27 protein-coding genes are annotated in these 23,344 nt (G+C 65.6%); 14 read left to right on the forward strand and 13 right to left on the reverse strand.

All coding sequences use genetic code 11. The annotated features are described in order from the left end of the window. Positions 1-120: 120 nt before the first annotated feature. The 7 genes from OE747_RS02165 to OE747_RS02195 form a co-directional block, all read right to left on the reverse strand. Positions 121-318, reverse strand: coding sequence for a DUF2065 domain-containing protein (locus tag OE747_RS02165; protein ID WP_263826963.1), 198 nt, complete (start codon positions 316-318; stop codon positions 121-123). Further along, entirely contained in the window at positions 315-1,544 is a 1,230-nt protein-coding gene (locus OE747_RS02170; RefSeq protein ID WP_263826964.1) for a hypothetical protein, read from the reverse strand. The genes OE747_RS02165 and OE747_RS02170 overlap by 4 nt, the downstream gene beginning before the upstream one ends. 128 nt (positions 1,545-1,672) lie before the next feature. Continuing rightward, on the reverse strand, positions 1,673-2,548 hold the full coding sequence (gene hflC, locus OE747_RS02175; RefSeq protein ID WP_263826965.1) for a protease modulator HflC: 876 nt from the start codon (positions 2,546-2,548) through the stop codon (positions 1,673-1,675). After that, positions 2,548-3,693 carry an FtsH protease activity modulator HflK gene (gene hflK / locus OE747_RS02180; protein ID WP_263826966.1) on the reverse strand — a complete coding sequence of 382 codons (1,146 nt, stop codon included), beginning with the start codon at positions 3,691-3,693 and terminating at the stop codon, positions 2,548-2,550. Before hflK ends, hflC begins: the two co-directional genes overlap by 1 nt. A gap of 74 nt (positions 3,694-3,767) precedes the next feature. Next, the gene (gor, locus tag OE747_RS02185) at positions 3,768-5,126 is read right to left on the reverse strand and encodes a glutathione-disulfide reductase (protein ID WP_263826967.1); all 1,359 of its coding nucleotides are present in this window, start codon (positions 5,124-5,126) and stop codon (positions 3,768-3,770) included. 133 nt (positions 5,127-5,259) lie between these two features. Then, positions 5,260-6,048: a ribose-5-phosphate isomerase RpiA gene (gene rpiA, locus OE747_RS02190; RefSeq protein WP_164132394.1), complete on the reverse strand. Its 789-nt coding sequence runs from the start codon at positions 6,046-6,048 to the stop codon at positions 5,260-5,262. Between the two features lie 81 nt (positions 6,049-6,129). Beyond that, positions 6,130-6,561 (reverse strand): MarR family winged helix-turn-helix transcriptional regulator, encoded by a 432-nt coding sequence (locus tag OE747_RS02195; protein WP_263826968.1) that lies wholly within the window; start codon positions 6,559-6,561, stop codon positions 6,130-6,132. Positions 6,562-6,636: 75 nt separating this feature from the next. Here OE747_RS02195 and OE747_RS02200 point away from each other — a divergent pair, with 75 nt between their 5' ends. From OE747_RS02200 to OE747_RS02220, 5 genes are all read left to right on the forward strand, one after another. Then, a complete protein-coding gene (locus OE747_RS02200; RefSeq protein ID WP_263826969.1) occupies positions 6,637-7,083 on the forward strand; it encodes a hypothetical protein in 447 nt (148 codons plus the stop codon). An 81-nt stretch (positions 7,084-7,164) separates the two neighbouring features. Continuing rightward, on the forward strand, positions 7,165-7,941 hold the full coding sequence (locus OE747_RS02205) for a methyltransferase domain-containing protein (protein WP_263826970.1): 777 nt from the start codon (positions 7,165-7,167) through the stop codon (positions 7,939-7,941). 82 nt (positions 7,942-8,023) lie between these two features. After that, positions 8,024-8,725 (forward strand): glutathione S-transferase family protein, encoded by a 702-nt coding sequence (locus OE747_RS02210; RefSeq protein ID WP_263826971.1) that lies wholly within the window; start codon positions 8,024-8,026, stop codon positions 8,723-8,725. A 1-nt stretch (position 8,726) separates the two neighbouring features. Further along, a complete protein-coding gene (locus OE747_RS02215) occupies positions 8,727-10,100 on the forward strand; it encodes an L-serine ammonia-lyase (protein ID WP_263826972.1) in 1,374 nt (457 codons plus the stop codon). Positions 10,101-10,235: 135 nt separating this feature from the next. Beyond that, positions 10,236-11,150: a DMT family transporter gene (locus OE747_RS02220; protein WP_263826973.1), complete on the forward strand. Its 915-nt coding sequence runs from the start codon at positions 10,236-10,238 to the stop codon at positions 11,148-11,150. Here OE747_RS02220 and OE747_RS02225 read toward each other — a convergent pair. Then, a complete protein-coding gene (locus OE747_RS02225; RefSeq protein WP_263826974.1) occupies positions 11,095-11,787 on the reverse strand; it encodes a thiamine diphosphokinase in 693 nt (230 codons plus the stop codon). The genes OE747_RS02220 and OE747_RS02225 overlap by 56 nt on opposite strands. A 139-nt stretch (positions 11,788-11,926) precedes the next feature. Here OE747_RS02225 and OE747_RS02230 point away from each other — a divergent pair, with 139 nt between their 5' ends. Beyond that, entirely contained in the window at positions 11,927-13,852 is a 1,926-nt protein-coding gene (locus tag OE747_RS02230) for a hypothetical protein (protein WP_263826975.1), read from the forward strand. A 104-nt stretch (positions 13,853-13,956) separates the two neighbouring features. Here the strand turns inward: OE747_RS02230 and OE747_RS02235 are convergent, their stop codons facing one another. After that, positions 13,957-14,352: a DUF6524 family protein gene (locus OE747_RS02235; protein WP_263826976.1), complete on the reverse strand. Its 396-nt coding sequence runs from the start codon at positions 14,350-14,352 to the stop codon at positions 13,957-13,959. A gap of 156 nt (positions 14,353-14,508) precedes the next feature. Here OE747_RS02235 and OE747_RS02240 point away from each other — a divergent pair, with 156 nt between their 5' ends. Continuing rightward, positions 14,509-15,801 carry an adenylosuccinate synthase gene (locus OE747_RS02240; RefSeq protein ID WP_263826977.1) on the forward strand — a complete coding sequence of 431 codons (1,293 nt, stop codon included), beginning with the start codon at positions 14,509-14,511 and terminating at the stop codon, positions 15,799-15,801. Next, complete coding sequence (locus tag OE747_RS02245; protein ID WP_164132404.1) at positions 15,801-16,034, forward strand: DUF2842 domain-containing protein; 234 nt, start codon at positions 15,801-15,803, stop codon at positions 16,032-16,034. The genes OE747_RS02240 and OE747_RS02245 overlap by 1 nt, the downstream gene beginning before the upstream one ends. Here OE747_RS02245 and OE747_RS02250 read toward each other — a convergent pair whose 3' ends face one another. The 3 genes from OE747_RS02250 to nthA are packed head-to-tail and all read right to left on the reverse strand — an operon-like array spanning position 16,035 to position 17,649. Then, positions 16,035-16,367, reverse strand: a complete 333-nt coding sequence (locus tag OE747_RS02250) for a nitrile hydratase accessory protein (RefSeq protein WP_263826978.1) — start codon at positions 16,365-16,367, stop codon at positions 16,035-16,037. Then, a complete protein-coding gene (gene nthB / locus OE747_RS02255; RefSeq protein ID WP_263826979.1) occupies positions 16,364-17,038 on the reverse strand; it encodes a nitrile hydratase subunit beta in 675 nt (224 codons plus the stop codon). Before nthB ends, OE747_RS02250 begins: the two co-directional genes overlap by 4 nt. Further along, complete coding sequence (nthA, locus tag OE747_RS02260; protein ID WP_263826980.1) at positions 17,035-17,649, reverse strand: nitrile hydratase subunit alpha; 615 nt, start codon at positions 17,647-17,649, stop codon at positions 17,035-17,037. The genes nthB and nthA overlap by 4 nt, the downstream gene beginning before the upstream one ends. A 150-nt stretch (positions 17,650-17,799) precedes the next feature. On the opposite strand from nthA, the gene secG reads away from it, so the two are divergent. Beyond that, a complete protein-coding gene (gene secG, locus OE747_RS02265) occupies positions 17,800-18,162 on the forward strand; it encodes a preprotein translocase subunit SecG (protein ID WP_263826981.1) in 363 nt (120 codons plus the stop codon). A gap of 162 nt (positions 18,163-18,324) precedes the next feature. Continuing rightward, complete coding sequence (locus tag OE747_RS02270) at positions 18,325-19,968, forward strand: CTP synthase (protein ID WP_164132409.1); 1,644 nt, start codon at positions 18,325-18,327, stop codon at positions 19,966-19,968. Between the two features lie 186 nt (positions 19,969-20,154). On the opposite strand, the gene OE747_RS02275 is transcribed toward OE747_RS02270, so the two are convergent. Next, a complete protein-coding gene (locus OE747_RS02275) occupies positions 20,155-21,198 on the reverse strand; it encodes a dipeptidase (protein ID WP_263826982.1) in 1,044 nt (347 codons plus the stop codon). Between the two features lie 95 nt (positions 21,199-21,293). Between OE747_RS02275 and OE747_RS02280 the strand changes: the two genes are divergently transcribed. The 4 genes from OE747_RS02280 to OE747_RS02295 are packed head-to-tail and all read left to right on the forward strand — an operon-like array spanning position 21,294 to position 23,300. Then, the gene (locus OE747_RS02280) at positions 21,294-21,587 is read left to right on the forward strand and encodes a DUF1330 domain-containing protein (protein ID WP_263826983.1); all 294 of its coding nucleotides are present in this window, start codon (positions 21,294-21,296) and stop codon (positions 21,585-21,587) included. 42 nt (positions 21,588-21,629) lie between these two features. Further along, positions 21,630-22,076 (forward strand): tellurite resistance TerB family protein, encoded by a 447-nt coding sequence (locus OE747_RS02285; RefSeq protein ID WP_263826984.1) that lies wholly within the window; start codon positions 21,630-21,632, stop codon positions 22,074-22,076. Between the two features lie 37 nt (positions 22,077-22,113). Further along, complete coding sequence (locus OE747_RS02290; RefSeq protein ID WP_263827089.1) at positions 22,114-22,551, forward strand: tellurite resistance TerB family protein; 438 nt, start codon at positions 22,114-22,116, stop codon at positions 22,549-22,551. Then, complete coding sequence (locus OE747_RS02295) at positions 22,548-23,300, forward strand: phosphate/phosphite/phosphonate ABC transporter substrate-binding protein (protein ID WP_263826985.1); 753 nt, start codon at positions 22,548-22,550, stop codon at positions 23,298-23,300. The genes OE747_RS02290 and OE747_RS02295 overlap by 4 nt, the downstream gene beginning before the upstream one ends. The last annotated feature ends 44 nt before the right edge of the window (positions 23,301-23,344 follow it).

Consider the following 23,344-nt stretch of genomic DNA (forward strand, 5'->3'; position numbering starts at 1 on the left):
ACCAACCTGCTTGTCGGCCCACGGGTCCGGGCCGATTGTTTCTCGCGCACAATGTAGTCGGTTTCAGACCGCCCGCAACTCGGGATCGCAGAGAAATGACCTCATAGCTCCGGCAATCGGTCAAAACCCGATCCGATAGGCGCCCCAGACGAGTATCAGCCCCAGAACCATGCTCAAGAGACCGGTCTGCCGCCGCGCCGCCAGCGGCAGGCTCCGCAGGATCTCCAGCAGCCGTTCCACCATGCCCGGCGCCAGCGCATAGACCGCGCCCTCGGCGATCAGCACCAGACCCAGCGCCAACAGCACCAATCCGCTCATCCCGTACCACCTTCATTGAGGCAGGTCTTGATGCCTCCCTTGCTCTGATATCGCATCACATAGGTCACCAGCAGTTCGGCTGCCGCCTGCGACAGACGCCCATCCGCCGAGGTCAGGTGATCGAGCGCGGTGAAATACTCCCGGTCGCAGGAATACGAGGGGAACTTGCGGCTCTCGCTGACCCCCAGCCCCAGCTGACGCGCCGATTCAGAGGTGATCTCGCCGCTTTCGCCGCCGCGTTCGGCATCGTCTGACCCGGTCAGCCGGGCCGAGATCACCCCCTTGCAGCTCTCGTCCTCATGGTTCAGCCGCTCCCAGATCTCAAAGAAACGCGCGCCCTCGCCGTGCAGATCCTGCACATAGCGCAGCGCGCGCATCTGCGTTCCCTTGGGATAGCTGGTGCTTTTGGAATAAGACGCGGTGATCTGCAACTTGGCGTCAATGGCCGAAAGCATGCCCCCCACTTCCACCGCCAGTTCGGCACCGGCGGTCTGCTCCAGGGTGATCTCGTCGCTGCAATTCTTCTCCTCGACCAGCAGCCGCTCGAAGAAATCGCGCGCCTGGCTGAAGCTTTGCGCGTCGATATCCAGATCGATGATATCCTGCGCCAGCCGGGCCAGTGCATCGCCCCGGCTCAGCGGCCGGATCGGCGCATAGCTGGTGTCGCTGCGCAACTCGTCGGTATCGACAAAGACAAAATCGCTGTCCTCGCGCGGAATCTCGACCGTGGTCGCGGCATCGAATCCCGGCTTCTGATTTTCCGGGCCGACGGCCAGCGTCACGGTATCCTCGCTGTAATCGACCACCTGATAGCGCTCCGAGCTGCTGTATATCAGCTGCCGCCCGTCGGTGGTTTCCACCACACCCTCGCGCAGCGCCACGGCGATGAACCCTTCATAGGCGTCGGCATTGAAAAAGCCCGTGCCGTCGGTCCGCGCAAATACCGGCAGACCATCCTGGGTGACGGCAAAGCACCACTGATCGAGCGATGGCTTGGCGCAAAGCGGGTTGCGCGCCACCAGCAGGATCTTGCCCGCCGGCAGATAGGCACGTGTGGCGCTCATGCTGGCGCGGTCGCCGGTGATCGTGGCCAGGCGCACGATACTGCTGACCGAGACCCGCTTGCCAAAGGTCTTGTAGGTGGTATCGCCCAGCACGATCACGGGTTCCGCCAGCGCAGGAGTACCGAGAGCAAGGATAGTCAAACAGGCAAAAATCAATCGCATTTCAGACCCCAAATTCCGGTTTCAGGGCATTTGACGGCATTCGCGCCTCTGGATCAAGACAACTGTCGGGAGAATGCAAAAAGGGCCGATACATCGTACCGGCCCTTTCCATGTCTATCCCTTGCGGCCTAGTTCGAGGCGCCCAAAGGCGAATTCAGATAGTTGAAGAACTCCGAATCCGGGCTCATCACCATCGAGCTGTTGCCACCCCGAAGCGCCTTTTCATAGGCCGACAGCGAGCGGTAGAACTCGAAGAACTCCGGGTCCTTGCCAAAGGCGTCGGCAAAGATCGCGTTCCGCTGCGCGTCGGCCTCGCCTCGGGCGATCTCGGCCTCGCGGCGTGCCTCTGACACCAGCTCGACCACGGTCCGGTCGGCCTGCGCCCTGATCCGCTGCGCCGCCTCGTTCCCGCGCGCCACCTCGTCGGCGGCTTCGCGTTCACGTTCCGCCCGCATCCGGGCGAAGGTGGCGTTCAGGTTGGCCTCGGGCAGGTCGGTGCGTTTCAACCGCACGTCGATCACCTCGAGCCCCAGATCGCGCGCCTCGGCGATGGCGCCGTTGCGGATGCGCAGCATCAGCGCGGCGCGGTCCGAACTCAGGATGTCGTTCGAGCTGACCGAACCCAGGATCTCGCGCGTCTTGGCGCGCAGGATCGAATCGAGCCGCGTCTCGGCGGTGGCGATGCCACCGGCACCCACGGCCTGACGGAACTGCCGCACATCGGTGATGCGATAGCGGGCAAAGGCGTCGACCACCAGACGGCGGTCGTCCAGCGGGGTGACTTCCAGCGGCCCAACCTCACGGCTCAGGATGCGGTCGTCATAACGCACCACTTCCTGAATGAGCGGGATCTTGAAGGCCAGTCCCGGCTCTTCCTTGACGTCGATCACCCGGCCGAATTGCAGCACCAGCGCCTTTTCACGCTCGTCCACGATGAACAGCGACGACAGGCCCAGCGCGATCAGCACCACGACAACAGGCAGGAGAAAGGTCGATTTCCGCATCAGTTGTTCTCCTTGTCGCCGGATTTGCGCAGCTCGTTAAGCGGCAGATAGGGCACCACGCCCTGACTGCCCGCACCGTCGCTATCCAGGATCACCTTGTCGATATCGCCCAGCACCTGTTCCATCCGCTCCAGATACAGACGTTTGCGAGTGACATCCGGCGCCTTGAGGTATTCCTCCAGAACCGCCGAGAAACGGCTGGCCTCACCCTGCGCTTCGTTCACCACGCGGGCGCGATAACCTTCGGCCTCTTCCAGCACCTGCGCCGCTTCACCGCGCGCCCCGGCAAGAACCGTGTTGGCATAGGCATCGGCCTGTTTCTCCAGCCGGTCGCGTTCCTGACCCGCCGACTGCACCTCGCGGAAGGCATCCTTGACCGGCTCTGGCGGGTCGGCCCCGTCAAAGTTGACCCGGACGATGTTGATGCCCGAATTGTAGCTGTCCAGCGTCAGCTGGATTAGCTCTTCCAGCCGTTCGGCGATCACCGCACGGTCACGGTTGAGAATCGGCGCCAGCTCCGATTGCGCGATGATCTCGCGCATGGCCGATTCCGACACCGCCTGAATGGTCTGACGCGGGTCGCGCAGATTGAACAGGAAGTTGGCCGGATCGCTGATGTTCCACACCACTTGGAAGTCGATATCGACGATGTTCTCGTCCCCGGTCAACATCAGCCCGGCATCGCTGCCGCGCCCGCCCGAGCCGATGGTCTCGGTCTGCTCGACCTTGACCGGGATCACCTCGGCGGTGACCAGTGGCCAGGGGGCAAAGTTCAGACCCTCGGTACCGATGCCGGAAAACTCGCCCAGAAACAGTTCGACCGACTGTTCTTCGGGTTTGACGGTATAGAAGCTCGCCATGCCCCAAAGGCCAAGCGCAACCACCAGGCCCAGGCCCACGGTACCCCGGGTAAAGGCCGGACCGCCACCGCCACCGGTGCCACGGCCATTGCCGCCCCGGCCGCTGCCGCCACGCCCGCCCATCAGCACGCGCAGCTGCTCCTGACCCTTTTTCATCAGTTCGTCGATCTCGGGGATCTGCGGGCCATCGCCGTCGGGCGGCCTCTTGCCGCCATTGTTTCCTCTGTCGCCGCCGCCGCCGGAAGAGCCTCCGCCCCCCCAGGGGCCACCTGAGTTGCCCGCCATATGTCGTTTTTCCCCTTGTTGTTCAAACTACCGTTACCGGCATTGCCCCTAACGTGAGCATTTTGCCCGTCAATTCAAGCGCTGCGGACCGGTTGCCGCAGGGTGACCAGTTCTTCGGCCATTACCGGGTGAACCGCAACCGTCCGGTCGAAATCTTCCTTGGTCGCCCCCATTTTTACCGCGATACCGACCAACTGGATCATTTCGCCCGCGCCCGGCGCCACGATATGGCAGCCCAGAACGCGGCGGTTGGCCTTGGACACGATCAGTTTCATCAGCACCCGCTGGCTGCGACCGGCAAAGGCGGTCTGCATCGGCTTGAACGAGGTCGCATAGATTTCGACCGGCTCTTGCGCCGCCGCTTCCTCCTCGCTCAAGCCCACCGTGCCCATCTCGGGCTGGGTAAAGATCGCGGTCGGGATCAGCGCGTGATCGACCGGCGTCGGCTTGCCTCGGAACACAGTATCGACAAAGGCCATGCCCTCGCGGATCGCCACCGGCGTCAGGTTGACCCGGTCGGTCACATCCCCGATGGCATAGATCGAGGGCACGGCGGTCTGGCTGTACTCATCCACCACGATCTGCCCCTTGCGGCCCAGCTCGACGCCCAGCCCCTCAAGCCCCAGATCGTCGGCATTGGGCACCCGGCCGGTGGCGAACATCACCTGGTCAAACAGCTCTTCGTCGCCATTGGTGGCCTTGACCCGGATCCGGTCACCCTCGCGTTCCATCTCCAGCACATTGGTGCCCAGATGCAGCTTGATGCCGTTCTGGCACATCTCCTCGCTGACCAGCCCGCGCGCCTCGTCATCGAAGCCGCGCAGGATCTGCGCGCCGCGATAATACTGGGTCACCTCGACGCCCATACCGTTCATGATGCCCGCGAATTCACAGGCGATATAACCGCCGCCGACGATCAGCATCCGCTCGGGCAGCTTCTCCAGATGGAAGATCTCGTTCGAGGTGATGCCCAGCTCGGCGCCCTTGATCTCGGGCTTGACCGGACGGCCACCGGTGGCGATCAGGATGTGTTTCGCGCTCTTGCGGATGCCGTCGGACAGTTCGACCGTATGGGCATCGACCAGCCGCGCGCGGGTGTCGAAGGTCTCGACCCCGTTGTTCTTCAGGATGTTACGATAGACGCCTTCCAACCGGTCCAGCTCTTTGTACAGCTTGCCGCGAAACACGTCCCAGTCGAACGCGCCCGGCTGGATGTCCCAGCCATAGGCCTGCGCATCCTCGACCATGCCGGCATATTCGCTGGCAAAGACCATCAGCTTTTTCGGCACGCAGCCCCGGATCACGCAGGTGCCGCCATAGCGGTCCTCTTCGGCCAGCGCCACCTTTGCCCCGGTCTCGCCCGCCGCCACGCGTGCCGCGCGCACGCCGCCCGAACCGCCGCCGATGACAAAAAGATCGTAATCAAAACTCATGAGCCTGTCTCGCTTTCCTGCCGCCGCCTGTTCGCGGGGCCGCTTGTCTCTTGCGCGTCGCGGCGCGGTGAACCGTTCAGATATGGCCCCTCGGCCCCAAAACAACATGGCTCACGTCCGCGTGAGCGCGTCTCTAGTCCGCCAGATCGGTGAACAGGTTGTCGCTTTCGACAAAATCCAGCCGGTCATGTTCCACCGTGCCCTGGTTGATGTCGCGGATTTCCACCCGCCCGTCGCCATGGCCCAACACCACGGTATCGCAAATGTCGATGAAGAGGCCGTTTTCCACCACGCCGGGGATCTGGTTCAGTACCAGCGCCACCTGACGGGCATTGCCGATCCGTTGCAGGTGCAGGTCCAGGATATGATTGCCCTCGTCGGTGATGAACGGCGTGTCGCCGTTCATCCGCAAGGTCGCCGTCCGCCCCAGCACATCCATCGAGATCAGCGTCTCCTCGATCAGCGCCTGGGTGGTCTGCCAGCCAAAGGGGATCACCTCGACCGGCAGGGGAAAGGCGCCCAGGCGGCTCACCTCCTTGCCGACATCGGCAATCACCACCATCTGGTCGGACGCGGTCGCCACAATCTTTTCCTGAAGCAGCGCGCCGCCGCCACCCTTGATCAGGTTCAGGTCGCCATCGAACTCGTCCGCCCCGTCGATGGTGATATCCAGCCAGCGCGCCTCGTCCAGCGTGATGATCTCGATCCCCACCTCGCGCGCCAGCTGCGCCGTCCGGGTCGAGGTCGGAACCCCGCGCATCTTCAACCCTTCCTTGCGCACCATGTCGCCCAGGCAGCGCACCAGCCAGGCCGCGGTCGAGCCGGTGCCCAGACCCACGCGCATCCCATCCTCGACCATGTCTGCCGCACGTTTAGCGGCAACGAATTTCGCCTTGTCGATGGGCGAGAGTTCTCCGGTCATGGCAGCATCCCCTGTCGATGATTGCCAGCGTTATACGCAACGCCCCGCCCGACTGCGAGACCAAATCCGGCCCCCCGCGCCTCAGCCCCGCTGCATATTGCCGATCACCCGGCGCATCAGTGCGGTGAATGTCGCGCGCTCGGCCTCGTCCAGCCCCGCCAGCGCCAGCGCGTTCTGCGCCCCCGCCGCCGCCTTGGCCTCTGCCTCGAGCGCCCGAGCGCGGTCGGTCAGATGGATCAGCCGGGCGCGGCGATCCTCCTCGGATGGCAAGCGACGGATCAGCCCGTCCCGCTCCATCCGCTTGAGCGTATTGGCCATGGTCGCCTGTTCGACATCAAGCGCCGCCGTCAGGTCGGCCTGGGTGCGCCCGTCGCTGTGCCACAGTTCCAGCAGCACCATGAACTGTGCCGGGGCGAGCCCCATCGGCTGGATGCGCCGCGCCAGCCCCGCCGCAAAGAGCCGTGCCATGTGATTGGCCAGATACCCGGCCGAATTGTGCTGAAACTGATCCATGCCTGCGACCTACCTCTTGCATAGCGTGCTATGCAACATTATTTACATAGCACGCTATTTAATTGGATACCCAGGATGAAACTCAAACTGCACGCGCTCAGCGGTGCCATCGCCCTGCTCACCATCACCTGTTTCTGGACCTCGACCGCGCTGGTCGAGCTGTTCGGAACGCATGCCCAGATCGCGCAGGTCAAGACGGCGATCCTTTACGGCATGGCGCTGCTGATCCCGGCCATGGCCACCGCTGGCGTCACCGGTGCCGCATTGGGCAAGGCCTGGCGCCTGCCCGAGGTCGCCGCCAAATCCGCCCGGATGAAGATGATCGCCGCCAACGGGTTGCTGATCCTGCTGCCCAGCGCCGTGTTCCTCGCGATCCGCGCCAATGCCGGTCAGTTCGACACGCTCTTCTATGTCGTGCAGGCGCTGGAACTTCTGGCGGGTGCCACCAACATCACCCTGCTAACACTGAACCTGCGCGCCGGTCTGGCCTTGCGCCGCCGCCGCTCCGCGCGTGGCAGGTGAACCTGTCGGAACACTCTCCGATTCCCGCCCCGCGCCCTTTCCATGCTATGATCGCACAGGACAGAAGCGGGGACAGGGCACATGCTGCAATTCGACGAAGACACAGCCCGCGTTCTGGAAGATGCCTATCAGGGCGCCGATATCACCCGCCGCCGCCGTGCCAGCTTCGACGCGCTGGCGCCATCGCCGGGCGACCGGCTGCTGGATCTGGGCTGCGGTACAGGGATGCTGACACTCGACCTGTCCCGCGCCGTGGGCGACACCGGCCATGTACTGGGCCTCGATCCCAGCGCCGACATGCTCGACCTCGCACGGACCCGCTGCGCGGGTCGCTCCAATGTCGAGGTCCTCAAGGGCCGTGCCGAGGCCCTGCCCTGCGCCGACGAGAGCCTTGACGGCGCGGTCTCGCTTCAGGTGTTCGAGTATTTCGATGACATGCGCCCGCCGCTCGGCGCACTCTTTCGCGCGCTGAAACCCGGTGGACGGCTGGTGATCGGCGACATGCACTGGGATACGCTGACCTGGCACAGCGACCGACCCGCGCACATGGTCGAGATGTGCCGCATCTGGGACCGCCACATCGCCTGCCGCGATGTTCCGGCGCGCCTCCCGGCGCTGCTGGCCGAGGCCGGGTTTCGCGCGATCAGCACGACGCCGCTGGCCTTTTGCGACACGCAACTGCGCCCGGACGGGCTGGCCGCGATGATGATCCGCCTGATGACCGCCTATGCCGTCCAGACCGGTGCAATGCCAAAGGTCGAGGCAAACGCCTGGGCACAGGAGCAACAGGATCTGGCGCGCGCGGGGCGGTTCTTCTTTTCGCTTACCCATTTCGTCTGTCAGGCGCAAAAGCCCTGACACCCGACAAGCTTACGCGTTTCCGATGGGAAACGTCGCAATCGGCGAATGCAGAATCGCCCGTGCATCTTATATCGGGGGCATGACCGCGCCCTATCGCCTGCATTACGCCCCCGACAACGCCTCGCTGGTGATCCGGCTGGCGCTGGAGGATATGGGTCTGCCCTATGAAACCATGCTGGTGGACCGCACCAGCCGGGCGCAGGACAGCGCCGCCTATCGCGCGCTCAACCCCGCCGGGCTGATCCCGGTGCTGGAAACCCCACAGGGCCCGATCTTTGAAACCGCCGCCATCCTGCTCTGGCTTGCCGATACGCATGGCAAACTTGCCCCCGCGCCTGCTGACCCGGCGCGCGGTGCCTTCCTGAAATGGCTGTTCTTCGCCTCGAACACGCTGCATGCGGATATGCGGATGCTGTTCTATCCCGACAAATACATCGCCCAGGCGCAGACCGAGACCCTGCGCGCGGGCCTGCGCCCGCGCCTGCGCGCTCATCTGGCCCTGCTCGACGCGGTGGCCGCCGAGGCGCCGGATTGGCTGTCGCCCGCCACCCCATCCATTCTGAGCTGGTATCTGGCTTGCCTGATGCGCTGGCTGGCGCTCTATCCCCAGGACAGCGGCCGCTCCTGGTTCGCCGCCACCGACACGCCACATCTGCACCGCATCCTTGCGACACTGGAAACCCGTCCCGCCACCCGTGCCGCGCAAGTGGCCGAGGGGCTGGGCGACACCCCCTTCACCGCACCCCGTCACGCAAACCCGCCAGAAGGTTCGGCTACCTGATATGTTCCTCTCCGTCTTCGACATGTTCAAAGTGGGCATCGGCCCGTCCTCGTCGCACACCATGGGGCCGATGGTGGCCGCCGCGCGCTTTCTCGACATGATGCGCGCGTCGCCCTTCGCCTTCCACGGGGTCAAGGGCTCGCTGCATGGCTCGCTGGCCTTTACGGGTGTGGGTCACGCCACCGACCGCGCCACCATCCTCGGCCTCGCGGGTTTTGTCCCCGACAGCTATGACAACGACAAGGCCGAAGCGGCGCTGGCCGCGATCCACGCCACCCATACGGTGACGCCCGAGGGGCTGCCGGTGCTGGCCTTCGATCCCAAGCGCGACCTGGTCTTCGACTACGACCACGCCCTGCCGGGCCATGCCAACGGCATGATCCTGATGGCCACCGACGCACAGGGCGACGTGATCCTGCGGCAGGTGTTCTATTCGGTCGGCGGCGGCTTTGTCCTGACCGAAGAAGAACTGGCCCAAGGAAAGGACAGCAATGACGGCCCGCCGGTGCCCTATCCGTTCAAATCCGCCGCCGAGATGCTGGAGATGGCCGCCGCCTCGGGCAAATCCATCGCCCAGATGAAACGCGCCAACGAGATTGCGCGCGGTTGCGAGACCTCCTTCGCCAAGGGCACCGCGCGGCTCTGGGAAGTGATGAACAACTGTATCGAACGTGGGCTGGCCACCGACGGTATCCTGCCCGGCGGCCTCAACGTGCGCCGCCGTGCCAAGGGCATCCATGACTCACTCTTGGCCGAACGCGGCATGAACCTGAACGCGCCGCACACTATCAACGATTGGATGAGCGTCTATGCCATGGCGGTGAACGAGGAAAACGCCGCCGGTGGCCAGGTGGTGACCGCCCCCACCAACGGCGCGGCGGGCACCTTGCCCGCGGTGCTGCGCTATTATCTCGACCACGTGCCGGGTGCCTCGCCCAGCCATGTCGAGGATTTCCTGCTGACCGCCGCCGCCATCGGCGGGCTGGTCAAGTACAACGCCTCGATCTCGGGCGCCGAGGCTGGATGTCAGGCCGAGGTCGGCAGCGCCGCCGCCATGGCGGCGGCGGGTCTCTGCGCGGTGATGGGCGGCACGCCCGAACAGGTGGAAAACGCGGCCGAGATCGCGCTGGAACATCACCTCGGCATGACCTGCGATCCGGTCAAGGGTCTGGTGCAGGTGCCCTGTATCGAACGCAACGGTCTGGCCGCGATCAAGGCGGTGTCAGCCGCCAGCCTTGCCCTGCGCGGCGACGGCAAGCATTTCGTGCCGCTCGATGCGGTGATCGAGACCATGCGCCAGACCGGCGCCGACATGCACGAGAAATACAAGGAAACCTCTCTGGGCGGACTGGCGGTCAACGTGCCCAACTGCTGAGCCGGGCACCATTTTCTGGAACAGAAAATGTCTCAGAAAATCTGAGATTTTCTGTTGCGGAATTTTGCAAAAATTCCGCTTCCTGTGAGAAACGTTGCGCTTGTATCCCCCGGACCGGGAAACTAGCGTCGCACAATGACCGCCGACCGCCCCCTTCTGGGCATCGTCCTGATGCTTGGCTTCTGCGTGCTCGCCCCGATGGGCGATGCGCTGGCCAAACTGTTGGGCGGCACCATGCCCACCATGCAGCTGTTGCTGGTGCGCTTTGCCATTCAGGCGCTGGTCCTGATCCCGCTGGTCCAGGCCACCGGGCGGCCCTGGCAGTTGCGCGGGCGACTCCTGCGCCTGACCGCCCTGCGCACCGCGCTGCATATCACCGGCATCTGGGCGATGTTCACCGCCTTGCGCTATCTGCCACTCGCCGATGCCATCGCCATCGCCTTTGTCATGCCCTTCATCATGCTTCTGCTGGGCAAATACGTTCTGGGCGAAGAGGTCGGCCCCCGCCGCCTTGGCGCCTGTATCGTGGGCTTTGTCGGCACGCTTCTGGTGATCCAGCCCAGCTTTGCCGAGGTCGGCCTGCCCGCCCTGCTGCCGCTTGTAGTGGCGGTGGTCTTTGCCCTTTTCATGCTGGTCACACGGCAACTGGCCAAGGACACCGACCCGATCGCGCTTCAGGCGGTCTCGGGCGTCATGGCCTGCGTGGTGCTGACGCCGGTGCTGCTGATCGGTCACGCCGCCGGGGTCGAGGCGCTGACCCTGGTAACAGCCTCGGGCACGACACTCTGGCTGCTTCTGGCCATCGGCGTACTCGGCACGGCGGCGCATCTCCTGATGACCTGGTCGCTGCGCTATGCGCCCTCGGCCACGCTGGCACCGATGCAATATCTGGAAATCCCGGTTGCCACCGCCATCGGCTGGCTGATCTTCCGTGACCTGCCCAACGGGCTGGCGGCGCTCGGCATCCTGATCACCATGGCGGCGGGCCTCTATGTCATTCTGCGCGAACAGGCCACCGCCCGCAGCGCGGCGACAGGAACCAGCGGATAACCCCGTCCAGCGCGCCGCGCGGCACCATCGCCAGCAATCCCGGCCCGTCCGCCTCGATCACCACCGGCCCGGTCGCCCGGTTCGAGGTGCCGATCTGGCCGTCGGGCGCCATCCTCAGCCCTTCCAGCGGCCAGAACAGTCCCGCGGACCGCGCCGTCACCGGCGCCAGCGGAAACAAGGACACAACATCGCCGGGCACCAGGTCCAGCTCCAGCCGGGGCGGCAGATGAAAGACCACCTCGACCGCGCCGATCAGCACGCAAGGCCGATCCGCATGCCGCACCAGCGCATTGAACGTCGCCAGCTGGTGATCCACGCGTCCCCCCAGAAACCCCACGCCCAGCACCAGCGGCGCCGCGATATGGCGCAGGGCCTTGTCGAAATCGGTGCTGTCCTGTTCGGCCACCCGGTGCAGACGCTCCTCGGGGATATGCACCCGGTGCAGCGCCGGCAGGCTGTCCATGTCCCCGATCACCGCGTCGGGCATCCGCCCTTGCGCCAGTGCCGCCAGCGCACCACTATCGGCCGCGACCAGCGTGCTGGCGCGCTCCAGCGCCAGTTCCAGGTCGCCAGCGCCGACCTCACCGCCGCCCACCAGGGTTACTGGTTCCGATGCCTCAACAATCACGAGTTTCATGGCGGGATTGTCGCCCTCTATGGAAACAGGACATATTGTAGTCACAAAATGATACGCTCATTTGCACAGAATCGGGCCGAAATTGACGCCCAAGGGATGGTAAACGCTTAGGCACAACTATGTAGAGGACGAGCATCCCATGGTACAGAACAACAAGGTCTTGACCGTCTCCTATGGGACGTTCTCCTGCACGCTCGAAGGGTTCGACGACTCCTTCGACACGATGAAGGCCATTGCCGAGTACTTCAGGGACCTGGCCGCCGACGACCGCTATTTCGGCGCTGAGCCGCCGCAACCCGATGCCGAGATGCTGGCCCGCATCGCCCAGCGCGAGATCGCCCGCCAGGTCGAGGCGCGGCGCGACGCAACCGGCATTGTCCTGCGCGCGGCTGATCCTGTCGCCGCTGCCGTGGCCCCCGCCGCCGCCGTGGACCCCGCCCCCAAGGCCGAAGTCGAAGCCCCCGCCGAGCCGGTGGTCGAGGAGGCAGCGGTCGCGGAGGCCGAAGTCCAACCCGCGCCCCAAGCGGAAGCCACCGTGGAAGAGGCCGTCACCGAAGCGCCCGCCGCCCAACCGGACGAGGCCGAGGCCGCCGCGGCCGTTGAAGATGACGCGGCCGATATCCTGGCCAGCGTCGCTGCCCACGTCATCGACGAGGATGAGCCGCAGGACACCGCCACGGAAGAGGCCGAAATCGCCGAATGGGCCGAGCCCGAGACCTTCGAGACCGAGCCGGTCGAGGCAGAGGCATTCGAAGCCGAGCCGGTGGAACCGACCCCGCCCGCCGCCGATTCGATTGCCGCCAAGCTGCAGCGCATCCGCGCCGTGGTCTCGCGCAACGAACAGGCCGCCCATATCGAAGAGGCCTTCTCCGAAGACGAGCATGCCGATGCCGTTTCGGCCGAGGCCACGGTGTCCGATGCGGTTGCGGATATCACCGCCGCGCTCGAGGCCGATGCCGACTATGATGAGATCTATGACGAGGATCAGGACGAGGCCGTCACCCCCGCCCCCGTCGCCCCCGCCGACGAGCATGACGAAGACGAGGCCATCGTCGCCGAACCGGTTGCCGCCCCGGCGCCCAGCGCGACCATCCGCGTGGCCAAGGTCAGACGGGCCGAAATCGAACAGCCCAAGGCCCCGGAGCAGCCCCAGACCACCGGCACGCTGTCCGCCGAGGACGAAGAAGACCTGCTGCGCGAGCTTGCGGCGGTCGAAGCGGAATATTTCGCGGAACAAGACAGCGACGACGAACAGGATGGCGACGACCGCGATTCGATCTTTGCCGAGACCGACGAAGCCGACGACGATGCAAGGTTCGAAGCGGACGATGCCTCGATCTTTGGCGGTAACGACGAAGAGGAACTCACCGCCGAGGTCGCCGACGAAGACGACGACACCGACGAGGATGACGTCTCGCGCCTGATGGCCCGCGCCGACGAAAAGCTGGGCGATCCCGAATTGTCGAGCGGCCGCGAAACCTATTCGCAGATGCGCGGCGCCGTAGCCGCCGCCAAGGCAGAGAAATCCGCTGGCGGCACCTTTGGCACCCAGACCGACGACAACGCCTATCGCACCGATCTGGCCGAGGTCGTGCGCCCGCGCCGCCCGGTGGCGACGGCGCAGACCCCGCGCAGCCGCGAAGAGGCACGCCCGGCACCGCTGAAACTGGTGGCCGAACAGCGCATCGACACGCCCCGCGCAGCCGCGACACGTGGTCCGGTCCTGCCGCGCCGCGTCGCCAGCCTGGTGACCGAGGACACCCCCGCCGCGGCGGTCGAAGGCAGCTTTGCCGATTTCGTCGCCGAGACCGGGGCCAGCGGGTTGCACGAACTGCTCGAAGCGGCCGCCGCCTATATGTCCTTTGTCGAGAACCGCGACCATTTCTCGCGCCCGCAGCTGATGAACAAGGTGCGCCAGCTCGACGATCAGGAGTTCAACCGCGAGGACGGGCTGCGCTCCTTCGGCCAGCTTCTGCGCGAAGGCAAGCTGAAGAAGACCGCCAACGGCCTGTTCACCGCCTCCGGCCAGATCGGCTTCCGCCCCGACAAACGCGCCGCCGGATAATCGCCCCGGCAAGAACGCAAAGCGGCGCCCTTCGGGCGCCGTTTCTTATTGCATAAACTCCAGGATGTGTGCCTCACCTTTGCGGGAACGCCAGAGCAACACCCCTATTCGTCGACGTCATCCACATCCGCCTGCCCCGCCAGCGCCCGACGCACATGGCTCCAGTTCAGGCCGACACCCAGCACGATGGACAGCGCCAGAATGCCCAGCCAGACATTTGCGGTGTTGTTGTCCAGGTGCAGCAGGCCGAAATCGAACAGCACCCATAGCAGTGACGCCACCAGCGACAGCACCAGCGCCATGCCGAACGGCCCGATCGACCGTAGCGTGGCGCGGATATAGATGATATAGCCAATTGCAAGCACCAGCCCCATGAACACGGCCACCGAAAGATGGGTCTGATAATGCTCGTAAGTCCAATGCACGAAGTTGAGTTCCGTCGGGTTGTAGGTCAGAGCCAGCAACGCGAAGGCAAACAACCACCTCAGCAAAACGCCCATATGTCCATACCGCCTTCTTCTTTTTTGCCGCAAAGAATCGCTCAAATGCGCGAATCTGTCCAGTGATTCAGATCACATGCGTCGAAAATGCGGTTTCCCTGCCGCGCGCGCACCGGTATATGGGCGCGGGTTTGTAACACCAGCAAAGGACCAAATATGGCCAATGTCGTCGTTGTCGGCGCCCAGTGGGGCGACGAGGGAAAGGGCAAGATCGTGGACTGGCTCAGCGAGCGCGCCGATGTGATCGCGCGCTTTCAGGGCGGCCATAACGCCGGCCATACGCTGGTGATCGACGGCCAGGTCTACAAGCTGCACGCGCTGCCCTCGGGCGTGGTGCGCGGTGGCAAGCTTTCGGTGATCGGCAACGGCGTGGTGCTGGATCCCTGGCATCTGGTCAAGGAAATCGCAACCATCCGCGAACAGGGCATCGAGATCACCCCCGAAACCCTGATGATCGCCGAGAACACGCCGCTGATCCTGCCCTTCCACGGCGAGCTTGACCGCGCCCGCGAAAGCCAGAACTCGGTGGCCAAGATCGGCACCACCGGGCGCGGTATCGGCCCCGCTTACGAGGACAAGGTCGGCCGCCGCGTCATCCGCGTCGCCGATCTGGCCGACGCGGCAACGCTGGAACTGCGCGTCGACCGGGCTCTGGTGCATCACAATGCGCTGCGCTCGGGTCTGGGTCTGGACCCGATCGACCGCGACGCGCTACTGGCCGCGCTGCGCGAGATCGCACCGCAGATCCTGCCCTTTGCCGCCCCGGTCTGGAAGGTGCTGAACGAAAAGCGCAAGGCGGGCAAACGGATCCTGTTCGAAGGCGCCCAGGGCGCGCTTCTCGATATCGATTTCGGCACCTATCCCTTTGTCACCTCCTCGAACGTGATCGCGGGACAGGCCGCAACCGGTGTCGGCATCGGCCCCGGCGCGATCAACTACGTTCTGGGCATCGTCAAGGCCTATACCACCCGCGTGGGCGAAGGCCCCTTCCCGACCGAACTGCATGACGCCGATGGCGAGCGGCTGGGCACACGTGGCCATGAATTCGGCACCACCACCGGGCGCAAGCGGCGCTGCGGCTGGTTCGATGCCGCGCTGCTGCGCCAGACCTGCGCCACCAGCGGCATCAACGGCATCGCCCTGACCAAGCTTGACGTGCTCGACGGGTTCGAGACGCTGAGAATCTGCGTCGGCTACGATCTGGACGGCACCCGGCTCGACTACCTGCCCACCGCCGCCGACCAACAGGCGCGCTGCACGCCGATCTACGAGGAAATGCCCGGCTGGTCCGAATCCACCGAAGGCGCCCGCAGCTGGGCCGACCTGCCCGCAAACGCGATCAAATACGTCCGCCGCGTCGAGGAACTGATCGACTGCCCGGTCGCCATGGTCTCGACCAGCCCGGAGCGGGAGGACACCATCCTGGTGACCGACCCGTTCGCCGACTGATGGCGCTGAGCTACAAGGCCCGCCGCCGCTGGGCGCTGGTGATTCTGCTCGTGGGGCTGCCGCTCTACGTGGTGGTGGCGGTGACCCTGACCGACTGGCTGCGCGCCCGGTTCGACGGGTTGCCGATGCTGGTCGAACTGGCGGTGTTCGTGGGCCTCGGCATCCTCTGGGCGCTGCCGTTCAAGGCCGTGTTTCGCGGGGTCGGTCAGGCCGACCCCGACGACAAGGGCTGATCACTCGGCCAGCCGCACCGGCTGGCCATGCGGCGTCGACAGATAGGCACGCTCCCAGGCGGCGCGCATCCGCGCGCGCTCCTCGGGCACGGCCTCGCCCGCCTCGCTCAAGAGCGTCTCCAGCGTCTCCAGCCAGGCGTTGAAGTAATCCTCGCCTCCGTCCAGGTCGCGCGACACTCCATGTCGCGCCAGCGTGGCCGAGAACCGGTCCACCCACTCGGCCCAGGTGAACCGCCCCGCCTCGTTCAGATGCACCGTCAGGGCAAAGACCTGCGCATGCCAGGGCTCGGCAAAGACCGGCTCGGGGGCCGCGATATCGGGGCACTCACTCATGCTGGCTCCAGGTAACTTTGCCAGAGATCCAGCACCACCTCATCCCCCGGCGCCTCCGGATCGGCCCACAGCTCCGAAGCAGGAAAGGCCACCGCATAAAGCGGCTCGGGGGCCTCGCCCAGCCGGTGCGCATTGCTGTCCGGCAACACATGGCTGCCGTGTTTCAGCACGATCCGCCCGCGCGCGCCCGCCGCATAGGCGGGCAGCCGGGTATGGCCGCCATCGACCAGCCGGTTCGCCGCAGGCCGCAGGGTGCGCACCATCTGTCCCACCTCGAACCGCGCCGCCACGTTCGACGGGCGATCCGCCGGACCGCCGCGCGCCAGCACAGCCGCCACCGCCTCGGCCTTCATCGCGCGTTCGGCCAGCGGGTGAACCCCTGCCGCGCCACCTCCGCGCAGGTCATCCTCGGTCAGCACCCCGGTCTCGACCAGCAGATCGGCCAGCGCCGCGATCCATTTCTCGAAATAGCTGAAGCGGCCATAGTCCGCCGGGGACAGCCGCTCGCGCGCATGGCGCGAGATGTCGATGTTCCACTGTCCCAGCGCCCCCGCCGCCAGGGTCAGCGCCAGCGCCCGCGCCTGCCAGTCGCCCAGCTGCGGGATACCATCGGCTTCGGGCGCGATAGCACCATCGCCGAACCGCCCGCCCATGTCATGCACCCGCGTCATGCGGGCACCCGCGCCAGCCCGGTGCCGATCATGCTGTCGCGCGTCACCAGTTCGGCCAGCGCCTCCTCGTCCAGACCCTCGCTCCCCTCGGGCCGCATCGGCAGCACCAGATAGCGGATCTCGGCCGTCGAATCCCACACCCGCACGGCGGTCCCCTCGGGCAGGCTCACCCCGAACTCGGCCAGCACCTTGCGCGGCTCGCGCACCGCGCGCGAGCGGTAGGCATCGGATTTGTACCAGCCCGGCGGAATGCCAAGCAAAGGCCATGGATAGCAACTGCACAGGGTACAGACGACCATGTTATGGGTCTCGGGCGTATTCTCGACCACCACCATATGCTCGCCTTGCCGCCCGTAATATCCCAACTCGGTCAACAGCGGCATCGGATCGGCCAACAGCGCCGCCTTGAACGCCGGATCGGCCCAGGCGCGCGCCACCACACGCGCCCCGTTTTGCGGCCCGATGCGATTCTGATAGGTGTCGATGATCTCGTCCAGCGCGGCGGGGTCGATCAGCCCCTTGCGGGTCAGGATCGTCTCGAGCGCCTTGACGCGCAGCGCCGGGTCCGGAGGAAGAAGGGAATGCGGGTGGTCGTGATGGTCATGTGGCATGGCGCAAAGACTGCCGCGCCGCCCCGACCCTGTCCAGCCTCTTTACCGTGATGAGCGGCATTCCCAAAGGTGATCCAAACTCGCGGCTTGCCCCTGCGGGCAAACTTGCATAGATACCACGCGATACTCGCCACCGGCCGCAGGAACACCATGGAAAACGTCGTCCTCATCATTCACCTTCTCCTGGCTCTGGGCCTGATCGCCGTCGTCCTGATGCAGCGGTCCGAAGGTGGCGGCCTGGGCATGGGTGGCGGCGGCGGCGCTATGACCGGCCGCGCGGCCGCAACCGCGCTCAGCAAGGTAACATGGGTTCTGGCCATCGCGTTCATCGTGACCTCGATCACCCTGACCGTGATCGCGGCGCAAAAGGCATCGGGCACCTCGGTCATCGACCGTCTGGGCGTTCCCGCGCCCGCGGCATCCGAACCGGCCACGCCCAACGTTCCGGCAGGCAGCGACCTGTTGCCGCCCAGTGCGGGCGACAACGCACCCTTGGTGCCCAAGGCCGACTGATCTACAACAGTTTGCATTCCTGGTGAGAGCCGCAACAGCATCTTGCGGTTCTCTTGCGCAATTGGCGCGAATCCTTTATACGTGAAGTCCCGTGATGCTGCGGTTTTTCCGAAACCGCCGGGCAGCTGAATTATGACTTCTCACGGGGGCAGCCGAACACTCATGGCGCGTTTCATCTTCATCACCGGCGGTGTCGTTTCTTCGCTTGGCAAGGGTCTGGCCTCAGCCGCATTGGGCGCGCTGCTGCAAGCGCGCGGCTTCTCGGTCCGCCTGCGCAAGCTCGACCCCTATCTGAACGTCGATCCGGGCACCATGTCGCCCTTTGAACACGGCGAGGTCTTTGTCACCGATGACGGCGCCGAGACCGATCTGGACCTCGGCCATTACGAACGCTTCACCGGGGTGGCGGCGCGCAAGACGGACTCGGTCAGCTCGGGCAGGATCTATTCCAACGTGCTGGAGAAGGAACGCCGCGGCGACTACCTCGGCAAGACCATCCAGGTCATTCCCCACGTCACCAACGAGATCAAGGATTTCATCTCGATCGGCGAGGACGAGGTCGATTTCATGCTCTGCGAGATCGGCGGCACCGTCGGCGATATCGAGGGCCTGCCCTTCTTCGAAGCGATCCGCCAGTTTTCCCAGGACAAGCCGCGCGGCCAGTGCATCTTCATGCACCTGACCCTGCTGCCCTATATCAAGGCGTCCGGCGAACTCAAAACCAAGCCCACCCAGCACTCGGTCAAGGAGCTGCGCTCGATCGGTATCGCCCCCGATATCCTGGTCTGCCGCTCCGAAGGTCCGATTCCGCAGAAGGAACGCGAGAAACTGGCGCTTTTCTGCAACGTCCGCCCCGAAGCGGTGATCGCCGCGCAGGATCTCTCGACCATCTACGACGCGCCGCTGGCCTATCACGCCGAGGGGCTCGATCAGGCGGTGCTGGACGCGTTCCAGATCAGCCCGGCGCCCAAGCCGGATCTGACGAAATGGGAAGACGTCAGCGACCGCATCCACAACCCCGAGGGCGAGGTCAAGGTCGCCATCGTCGGCAAGTACACCCAGCTGGAAGACGCCTATAAATCCATCGCCGAGGCGCTGACCCATGGCGGTATGGCCAACCGGGTCAAGGTCAGGATCGAATGGGTCGATGCCGAGATCTTCGACCGCGAGGACCCCGCGCCCTATCTCGAAGGCTTCCATGCCATCCTGGTACCTGGCGGCTTTGGCGAACGCGGCACCGAGGGCAAGATCAAGGCGGCGCAATATGCCCGCGAACACCAGGTGCCCTATCTGGGCATCTGCCTCGGCATGCAGATGGCGGTGATCGAGGCGGCGCGCAATGTCGCGGGCATGGCCAGCGCCGGATCCGAGGAGTTCGACCACGAGGCCGGCGCCAAACGGTTCGAGCCGGTGGTCTATCACCTCAAGGAATGGGTGCAGGGCAACTACAAGGTCAGCCGCAAGGTCGACGACGACAAGGGCGGCACCATGCGGCTCGGCGCTTACGACGCGGTGCTGGCCGAAGGTTCGAAAGTGGCCGAGGTCTATGGCGCTTGCAACATCGAGGAACGCCACCGCCACCGCTACGAGGTGGATATCAAGTACCGCGACAAGCTGGAAAAGGCGGGGCTGCGGTTCTCCGGCATGTCGCCCGACGGTCGCCTGCCCGAAATCGTGGAATGGACCGATCACCCCTGGTTCATCGGAGTGCAATATCACCCCGAGCTGAAATCGAAACCCTTCGCGCCGCATCCGCTCTTTGCCGATTTCGTGCGCGCCGCCAAGGAAAGCTCGCGCCTGGTTTAGGCGAAAGATGGGGGCTCTGCCCCCGTCGCCTTCGGCGCCTCCCCCGGGATATTTTCAGCAAGAGGAAAGTACAGGGCGCAATCCTGTTTCTTTCTGGTTCGAAATACTCCGGAGCGCGAGGCAGCGCCTCGCATCCCGCGCCGCAGGCGCGAAAACAGGCGAGCGCGCCGCAGACGCACCTTGTTGTCAGGGCCGGGTTTCGCGCCAGACCTCCGACAGCACCCGCATCCAGTTGCCCCAGCAGAGCCGCTCGATCAGGGCTGGCGGATAGCCGTGCCGCTCCATCGCCTGGACCAGCGCCGGCAGCTTGTCGACCGTGTTCAGCCATTTGGGCGGCGTGCAGCCGTCGAAATCCGAACCCAGTCCGACGCCTTCCTCGCCCAGCTGGTCGATCAGGTGATCGAGCTGCGCCAGCAGAAAAGAAGGCGGGATATCGTCATCCGGCCGCCCGTCCGGCCGCAGGAAGGTGGATTCATAGTTCAGCCCCGCCAACCCACCGCTCTCGGCCATGATCCGCAGCTGTTCATCGGTCAGGTTGCGGGCATGCGGCACCAGGGCATGGGCGTTGGAATGGGTCGCCACCAGCGGCCGTTTCGAGATCGCTGCCACATCCCGGAACCCGGCCAGGTTCAGGTGGCTGAGATCGACGAGAACACCCAACTCCTCGCAGCGCGTGACCAGCGCCCGGCCCCGTTCGGTCAGCCCCGGGCCGATATCGGGGCCCGAAGGATAGCGGAACGGCACCCCGTGGCCAAAGGCGTTGGGCCGGCTCCAGACCGGCCCGAGCGAGCGCAGGCCCAGCGCATAGAGTTCTTCCAATTCGTAGAAATCCGGCCCGATCCCCTCGGCCCCCTCCAGATGCAGGATCGCCGCGACCACGCCATCGGCCCGGGCGCGGGCGATCTGGGCGGTGCTGGTGCAGATGCGCAGCGCGCCCAGCTCCTCCAGCGCCACCAGCGTGTCCGCCTGCGCCCGGATCATCTCCCAGGCCTGCGTATCCGGCACCGGATCGGGCAGCGGCACGTCATATTCGACGCCAAGCCCGCTGAAATCGGTCAGCCCGTCCGACCGCGACCAAAGCGCAAAGAACCCGCCGCCAAAGCCGCCCGCCTGCGCCCGCGGCAGGTCCATCTGGCCGGGCAACCCGGTCAGGAACCCCGGCGCCGCGGCCCGCCCGCCGACCCGGCTCAGCTCGGTGAGCACGTCGTTATGTCCGTCGAATATCAGCATCTCGTCCCACTTTGCCGAATTCGCCGCACCGCACAAGCGGGATTGCACAGCCGCGCGTTCCCCGGCAGGTTGACCGCACAATGAAGGAGCGAAAGATGACCAAGGGATACTGGGTTGCCCATGTGGATGTGGACGACATCGAAACCTACAAGACCTATATCGCCGCCAATGCCGCCCCCTTTGCCGAATATGGCGCCCGCTTCCTGGTGCGCGGCGGCGCCTATGAACAGACCGAAGGCCATTGCCGCGCCCGCACCGTGGTGATCGAGTTTCCCAGTTACGAGGCCGCGCTCGCCTGTTACCACAGCCCCGGCTACCAGGCCGCCAAGGCGCTGCGCGATCCGGTCTCGACCGGCGATATGGTGATCATCCAGGGCTATGACGGGTAGTTCGCGCTTGGCGACCCGCTAGATATGGGGTAAATTCCCGCCATGCTTAAAAAGTTGTTCCAGGCTTTCCGCCCGCCCGCGCCCACACAACTGCCCGATCCCGACGCCGAACTGGCGCTCGGCGCGCTGCTGGTGCGCGTGGCCAAGGCCGACCGCGACTATCAGGTCGAAGAGATCAGCCTGATCGACCGCATCCTGGCGCGCCTCTACCAGCATAACGCGATCGAGGCCGCCAAGGTCCGCGCCACCTGCGAGAAACTGCATGCCGCAGCCCCCGAAACCGACACGTTCGGTCGGCTGATCCGCGAGACCACCGGGCTCGAAGAACGCCTGGCCGCGCTCGACGCGCTGTGGGAGGTGGTCCTGGCCGACAACGAGGAACGTGAAGGCGAGGTCAAGATCGTCGAGGAGGCGCGCATCGCCATGGGGCTCAGCCGCAAGGACAGCGATCAGGCGCGCGCCCGGATTCTCGCCCGCCGCGACGGCTGATCTTGGCGCGGCCCGCTTCCCGCCCTATAGCTTGACCATGTTTCGCGATTTCCTGAACCGGCTGTCCCAGCCGCAGCCCGACCCCCTGACCGAGGACGACGCCCGCCTGGCGCTGACCGCGCTTCTGGTCCGCATCGCCCGGTCCGACAACGATTATGCCCCGGCCGAGGTGGCCCGCATCGACCGGATCACCGCCCGGCGCTATGGCCTGTCGCCGTTCGAGGCCACCGCCCTGCGCAGCCGCGCCGAAACGCTCGAATCCGAGGCCCCCGATACCGTCCGCTTTACCCGCGCCATCAAGGATGCGGTCCCCTACGAGGACCGCCGCGCGGTGGTCGAGGCCGCCTGGTCGGTGGCGCTGGCCGACGGCCAGCGCAGCGGCGAGGAGGATGCGCTGATGCGGCTGGTGGCCAGCCTGCTGGGTGTCAACGACCGCGATTCGGCGCTCGCCCGGCAAAAGGCGGCGCAGCAATGACCGCGATGCTCGGCATGTATGACATGCCCGCCCTCCAGGCCGCCAACGACCGGTTCTGGTCGCTGATTCGCACCGAACTGGGCACCGGCCCGGACCGGCTCGACCGCGACCGGGATGTCTGGGAGATCTGGCAGGACCCGACGCTGGTGCTGGCGCAGACCTGCGGCATGCCCTTTCGCACCCGCCTGCACGGGACCGTGCAACTGGTGGGAACCCCGGATTACGGCCTGCCCGGCTGCCCGGCCGGGCATTACTGTTCGGTCTTCGTGGCGCGTGCCGGGGATGACCGCGATCTGGCGGCGCTGGCCGGGGGGAGTTTCGCCTATAACGAGGCGCTGTCGCAATCTGGCTGGGCCGCGCCCCTCAACCACCTGCTGGCGCTTGGCCTGCGCCCCGGACATCTGCACCAGACCGGCGCCCACGCCCTGTCGGCCCGGGCGGTGGCGGACGGGTCCGCCGATCTCGCAGCACTCGACGCGCTGACCTGGGAACTGCTGCGGGAACATACCGACCTGGGCGGTCTGCTGCGCGAGGTGGCCCGCACCGCGCCCACGCCGACCCTGCCCTATATCACCGCGCCCGGACGCGACGCCGCCGCAATCGCCCGCGCGGTACGTGCCGCAATCGCGAATCTGGCGCCCGCCGACCGGGCCACCCTGCACCTCAGGGGGCTGGTGGACATCCCCGCGGGTGCCTATCTGGCGGTCCCCAATCCGCCCGCACCGGAGGCATTTCGCCCGCGCGACTGATCATTTCGTCAGGTTATCTGATACAAACCGTCGTTTTGAACGTT

This window comes from Ruegeria aquimaris (assembly GCF_025751555.1).
Lineage (GTDB): Bacteria > Pseudomonadota > Alphaproteobacteria > Rhodobacterales > Rhodobacteraceae > Ruegeria_B > Ruegeria_B aquimaris.

Bases quoted from the DNA above. Each gene is read 5' to 3' on its own strand.
- OE747_RS02245 (WP_164132404.1), top strand. From the start codon at position 15,801: ATGGCGCTGAGCTACAAGGCCCGCCGCCGCTGGGCGCTGGTGATTCTG.
- OE747_RS02215 (WP_263826972.1), top strand. From the start codon at position 8,727: ATGTTCCTCTCCGTCTTCGACATGTTCAAAGTGGGCATCGGCCCGTCC.
- OE747_RS02250 (WP_263826978.1), bottom strand. From the start codon at position 16,367: ATGAGTGAGTGCCCCGATATCGCGGCCCCCGAGCCGGTCTTTGCCGAG.
- OE747_RS02195 (WP_263826968.1), bottom strand. From the start codon at position 6,561: ATGGATCAGTTTCAGCACAATTCGGCCGGGTATCTGGCCAATCACATG.
- OE747_RS02165 (WP_263826963.1), bottom strand. From the start codon at position 318: ATGAGCGGATTGGTGCTGTTGGCGCTGGGTCTGGTGCTGATCGCCGAG.
- OE747_RS02270 (WP_164132409.1), top strand. From the start codon at position 18,325: ATGGCGCGTTTCATCTTCATCACCGGCGGTGTCGTTTCTTCGCTTGGC.
- OE747_RS02235 (WP_263826976.1), bottom strand. From the start codon at position 14,352: ATGGGCGTTTTGCTGAGGTGGTTGTTTGCCTTCGCGTTGCTGGCTCTG.
- rpiA (WP_164132394.1), bottom strand. From the start codon at position 6,048: ATGACCGGAGAACTCTCGCCCATCGACAAGGCGAAATTCGTTGCCGCT.
- OE747_RS02220 (WP_263826973.1), top strand. From the start codon at position 10,236: ATGACCGCCGACCGCCCCCTTCTGGGCATCGTCCTGATGCTTGGCTTC.
- OE747_RS02295 (WP_263826985.1), top strand. From the start codon at position 22,548: ATGACCGCGATGCTCGGCATGTATGACATGCCCGCCCTCCAGGCCGCC.
- OE747_RS02290 (WP_263827089.1), top strand. From the start codon at position 22,114: ATGTTTCGCGATTTCCTGAACCGGCTGTCCCAGCCGCAGCCCGACCCC.
- hflK (WP_263826966.1), bottom strand. From the start codon at position 3,693: ATGGCGGGCAACTCAGGTGGCCCCTGGGGGGGCGGAGGCTCTTCCGGC.
- OE747_RS02240 (WP_263826977.1), top strand. From the start codon at position 14,509: ATGGCCAATGTCGTCGTTGTCGGCGCCCAGTGGGGCGACGAGGGAAAG.
- nthB (WP_263826979.1), bottom strand. From the start codon at position 17,038: ATGACGCGGGTGCATGACATGGGCGGGCGGTTCGGCGATGGTGCTATC.
- OE747_RS02170 (WP_263826964.1), bottom strand. From the start codon at position 1,544: ATGCGATTGATTTTTGCCTGTTTGACTATCCTTGCTCTCGGTACTCCT.
- OE747_RS02200 (WP_263826969.1), top strand. From the start codon at position 6,637: ATGAAACTCAAACTGCACGCGCTCAGCGGTGCCATCGCCCTGCTCACC.
- OE747_RS02280 (WP_263826983.1), top strand. From the start codon at position 21,294: ATGACCAAGGGATACTGGGTTGCCCATGTGGATGTGGACGACATCGAA.
- gor (WP_263826967.1), bottom strand. From the start codon at position 5,126: ATGAGTTTTGATTACGATCTTTTTGTCATCGGCGGCGGTTCGGGCGGC.
- nthA (WP_263826980.1), bottom strand. From the start codon at position 17,649: ATGCCACATGACCATCACGACCACCCGCATTCCCTTCTTCCTCCGGAC.
- OE747_RS02285 (WP_263826984.1), top strand. From the start codon at position 21,630: ATGCTTAAAAAGTTGTTCCAGGCTTTCCGCCCGCCCGCGCCCACACAA.
- secG (WP_263826981.1), top strand. From the start codon at position 17,800: ATGGAAAACGTCGTCCTCATCATTCACCTTCTCCTGGCTCTGGGCCTG.
- OE747_RS02205 (WP_263826970.1), top strand. From the start codon at position 7,165: ATGCTGCAATTCGACGAAGACACAGCCCGCGTTCTGGAAGATGCCTAT.
- hflC (WP_263826965.1), bottom strand. From the start codon at position 2,548: ATGCGGAAATCGACCTTTCTCCTGCCTGTTGTCGTGGTGCTGATCGCG.
- OE747_RS02275 (WP_263826982.1), bottom strand. From the start codon at position 21,198: ATGCTGATATTCGACGGACATAACGACGTGCTCACCGAGCTGAGCCGG.
- OE747_RS02230 (WP_263826975.1), top strand. From the start codon at position 11,927: ATGGTACAGAACAACAAGGTCTTGACCGTCTCCTATGGGACGTTCTCC.
- OE747_RS02225 (WP_263826974.1), bottom strand. From the start codon at position 11,787: ATGAAACTCGTGATTGTTGAGGCATCGGAACCAGTAACCCTGGTGGGC.
- OE747_RS02210 (WP_263826971.1), top strand. From the start codon at position 8,024: ATGACCGCGCCCTATCGCCTGCATTACGCCCCCGACAACGCCTCGCTG.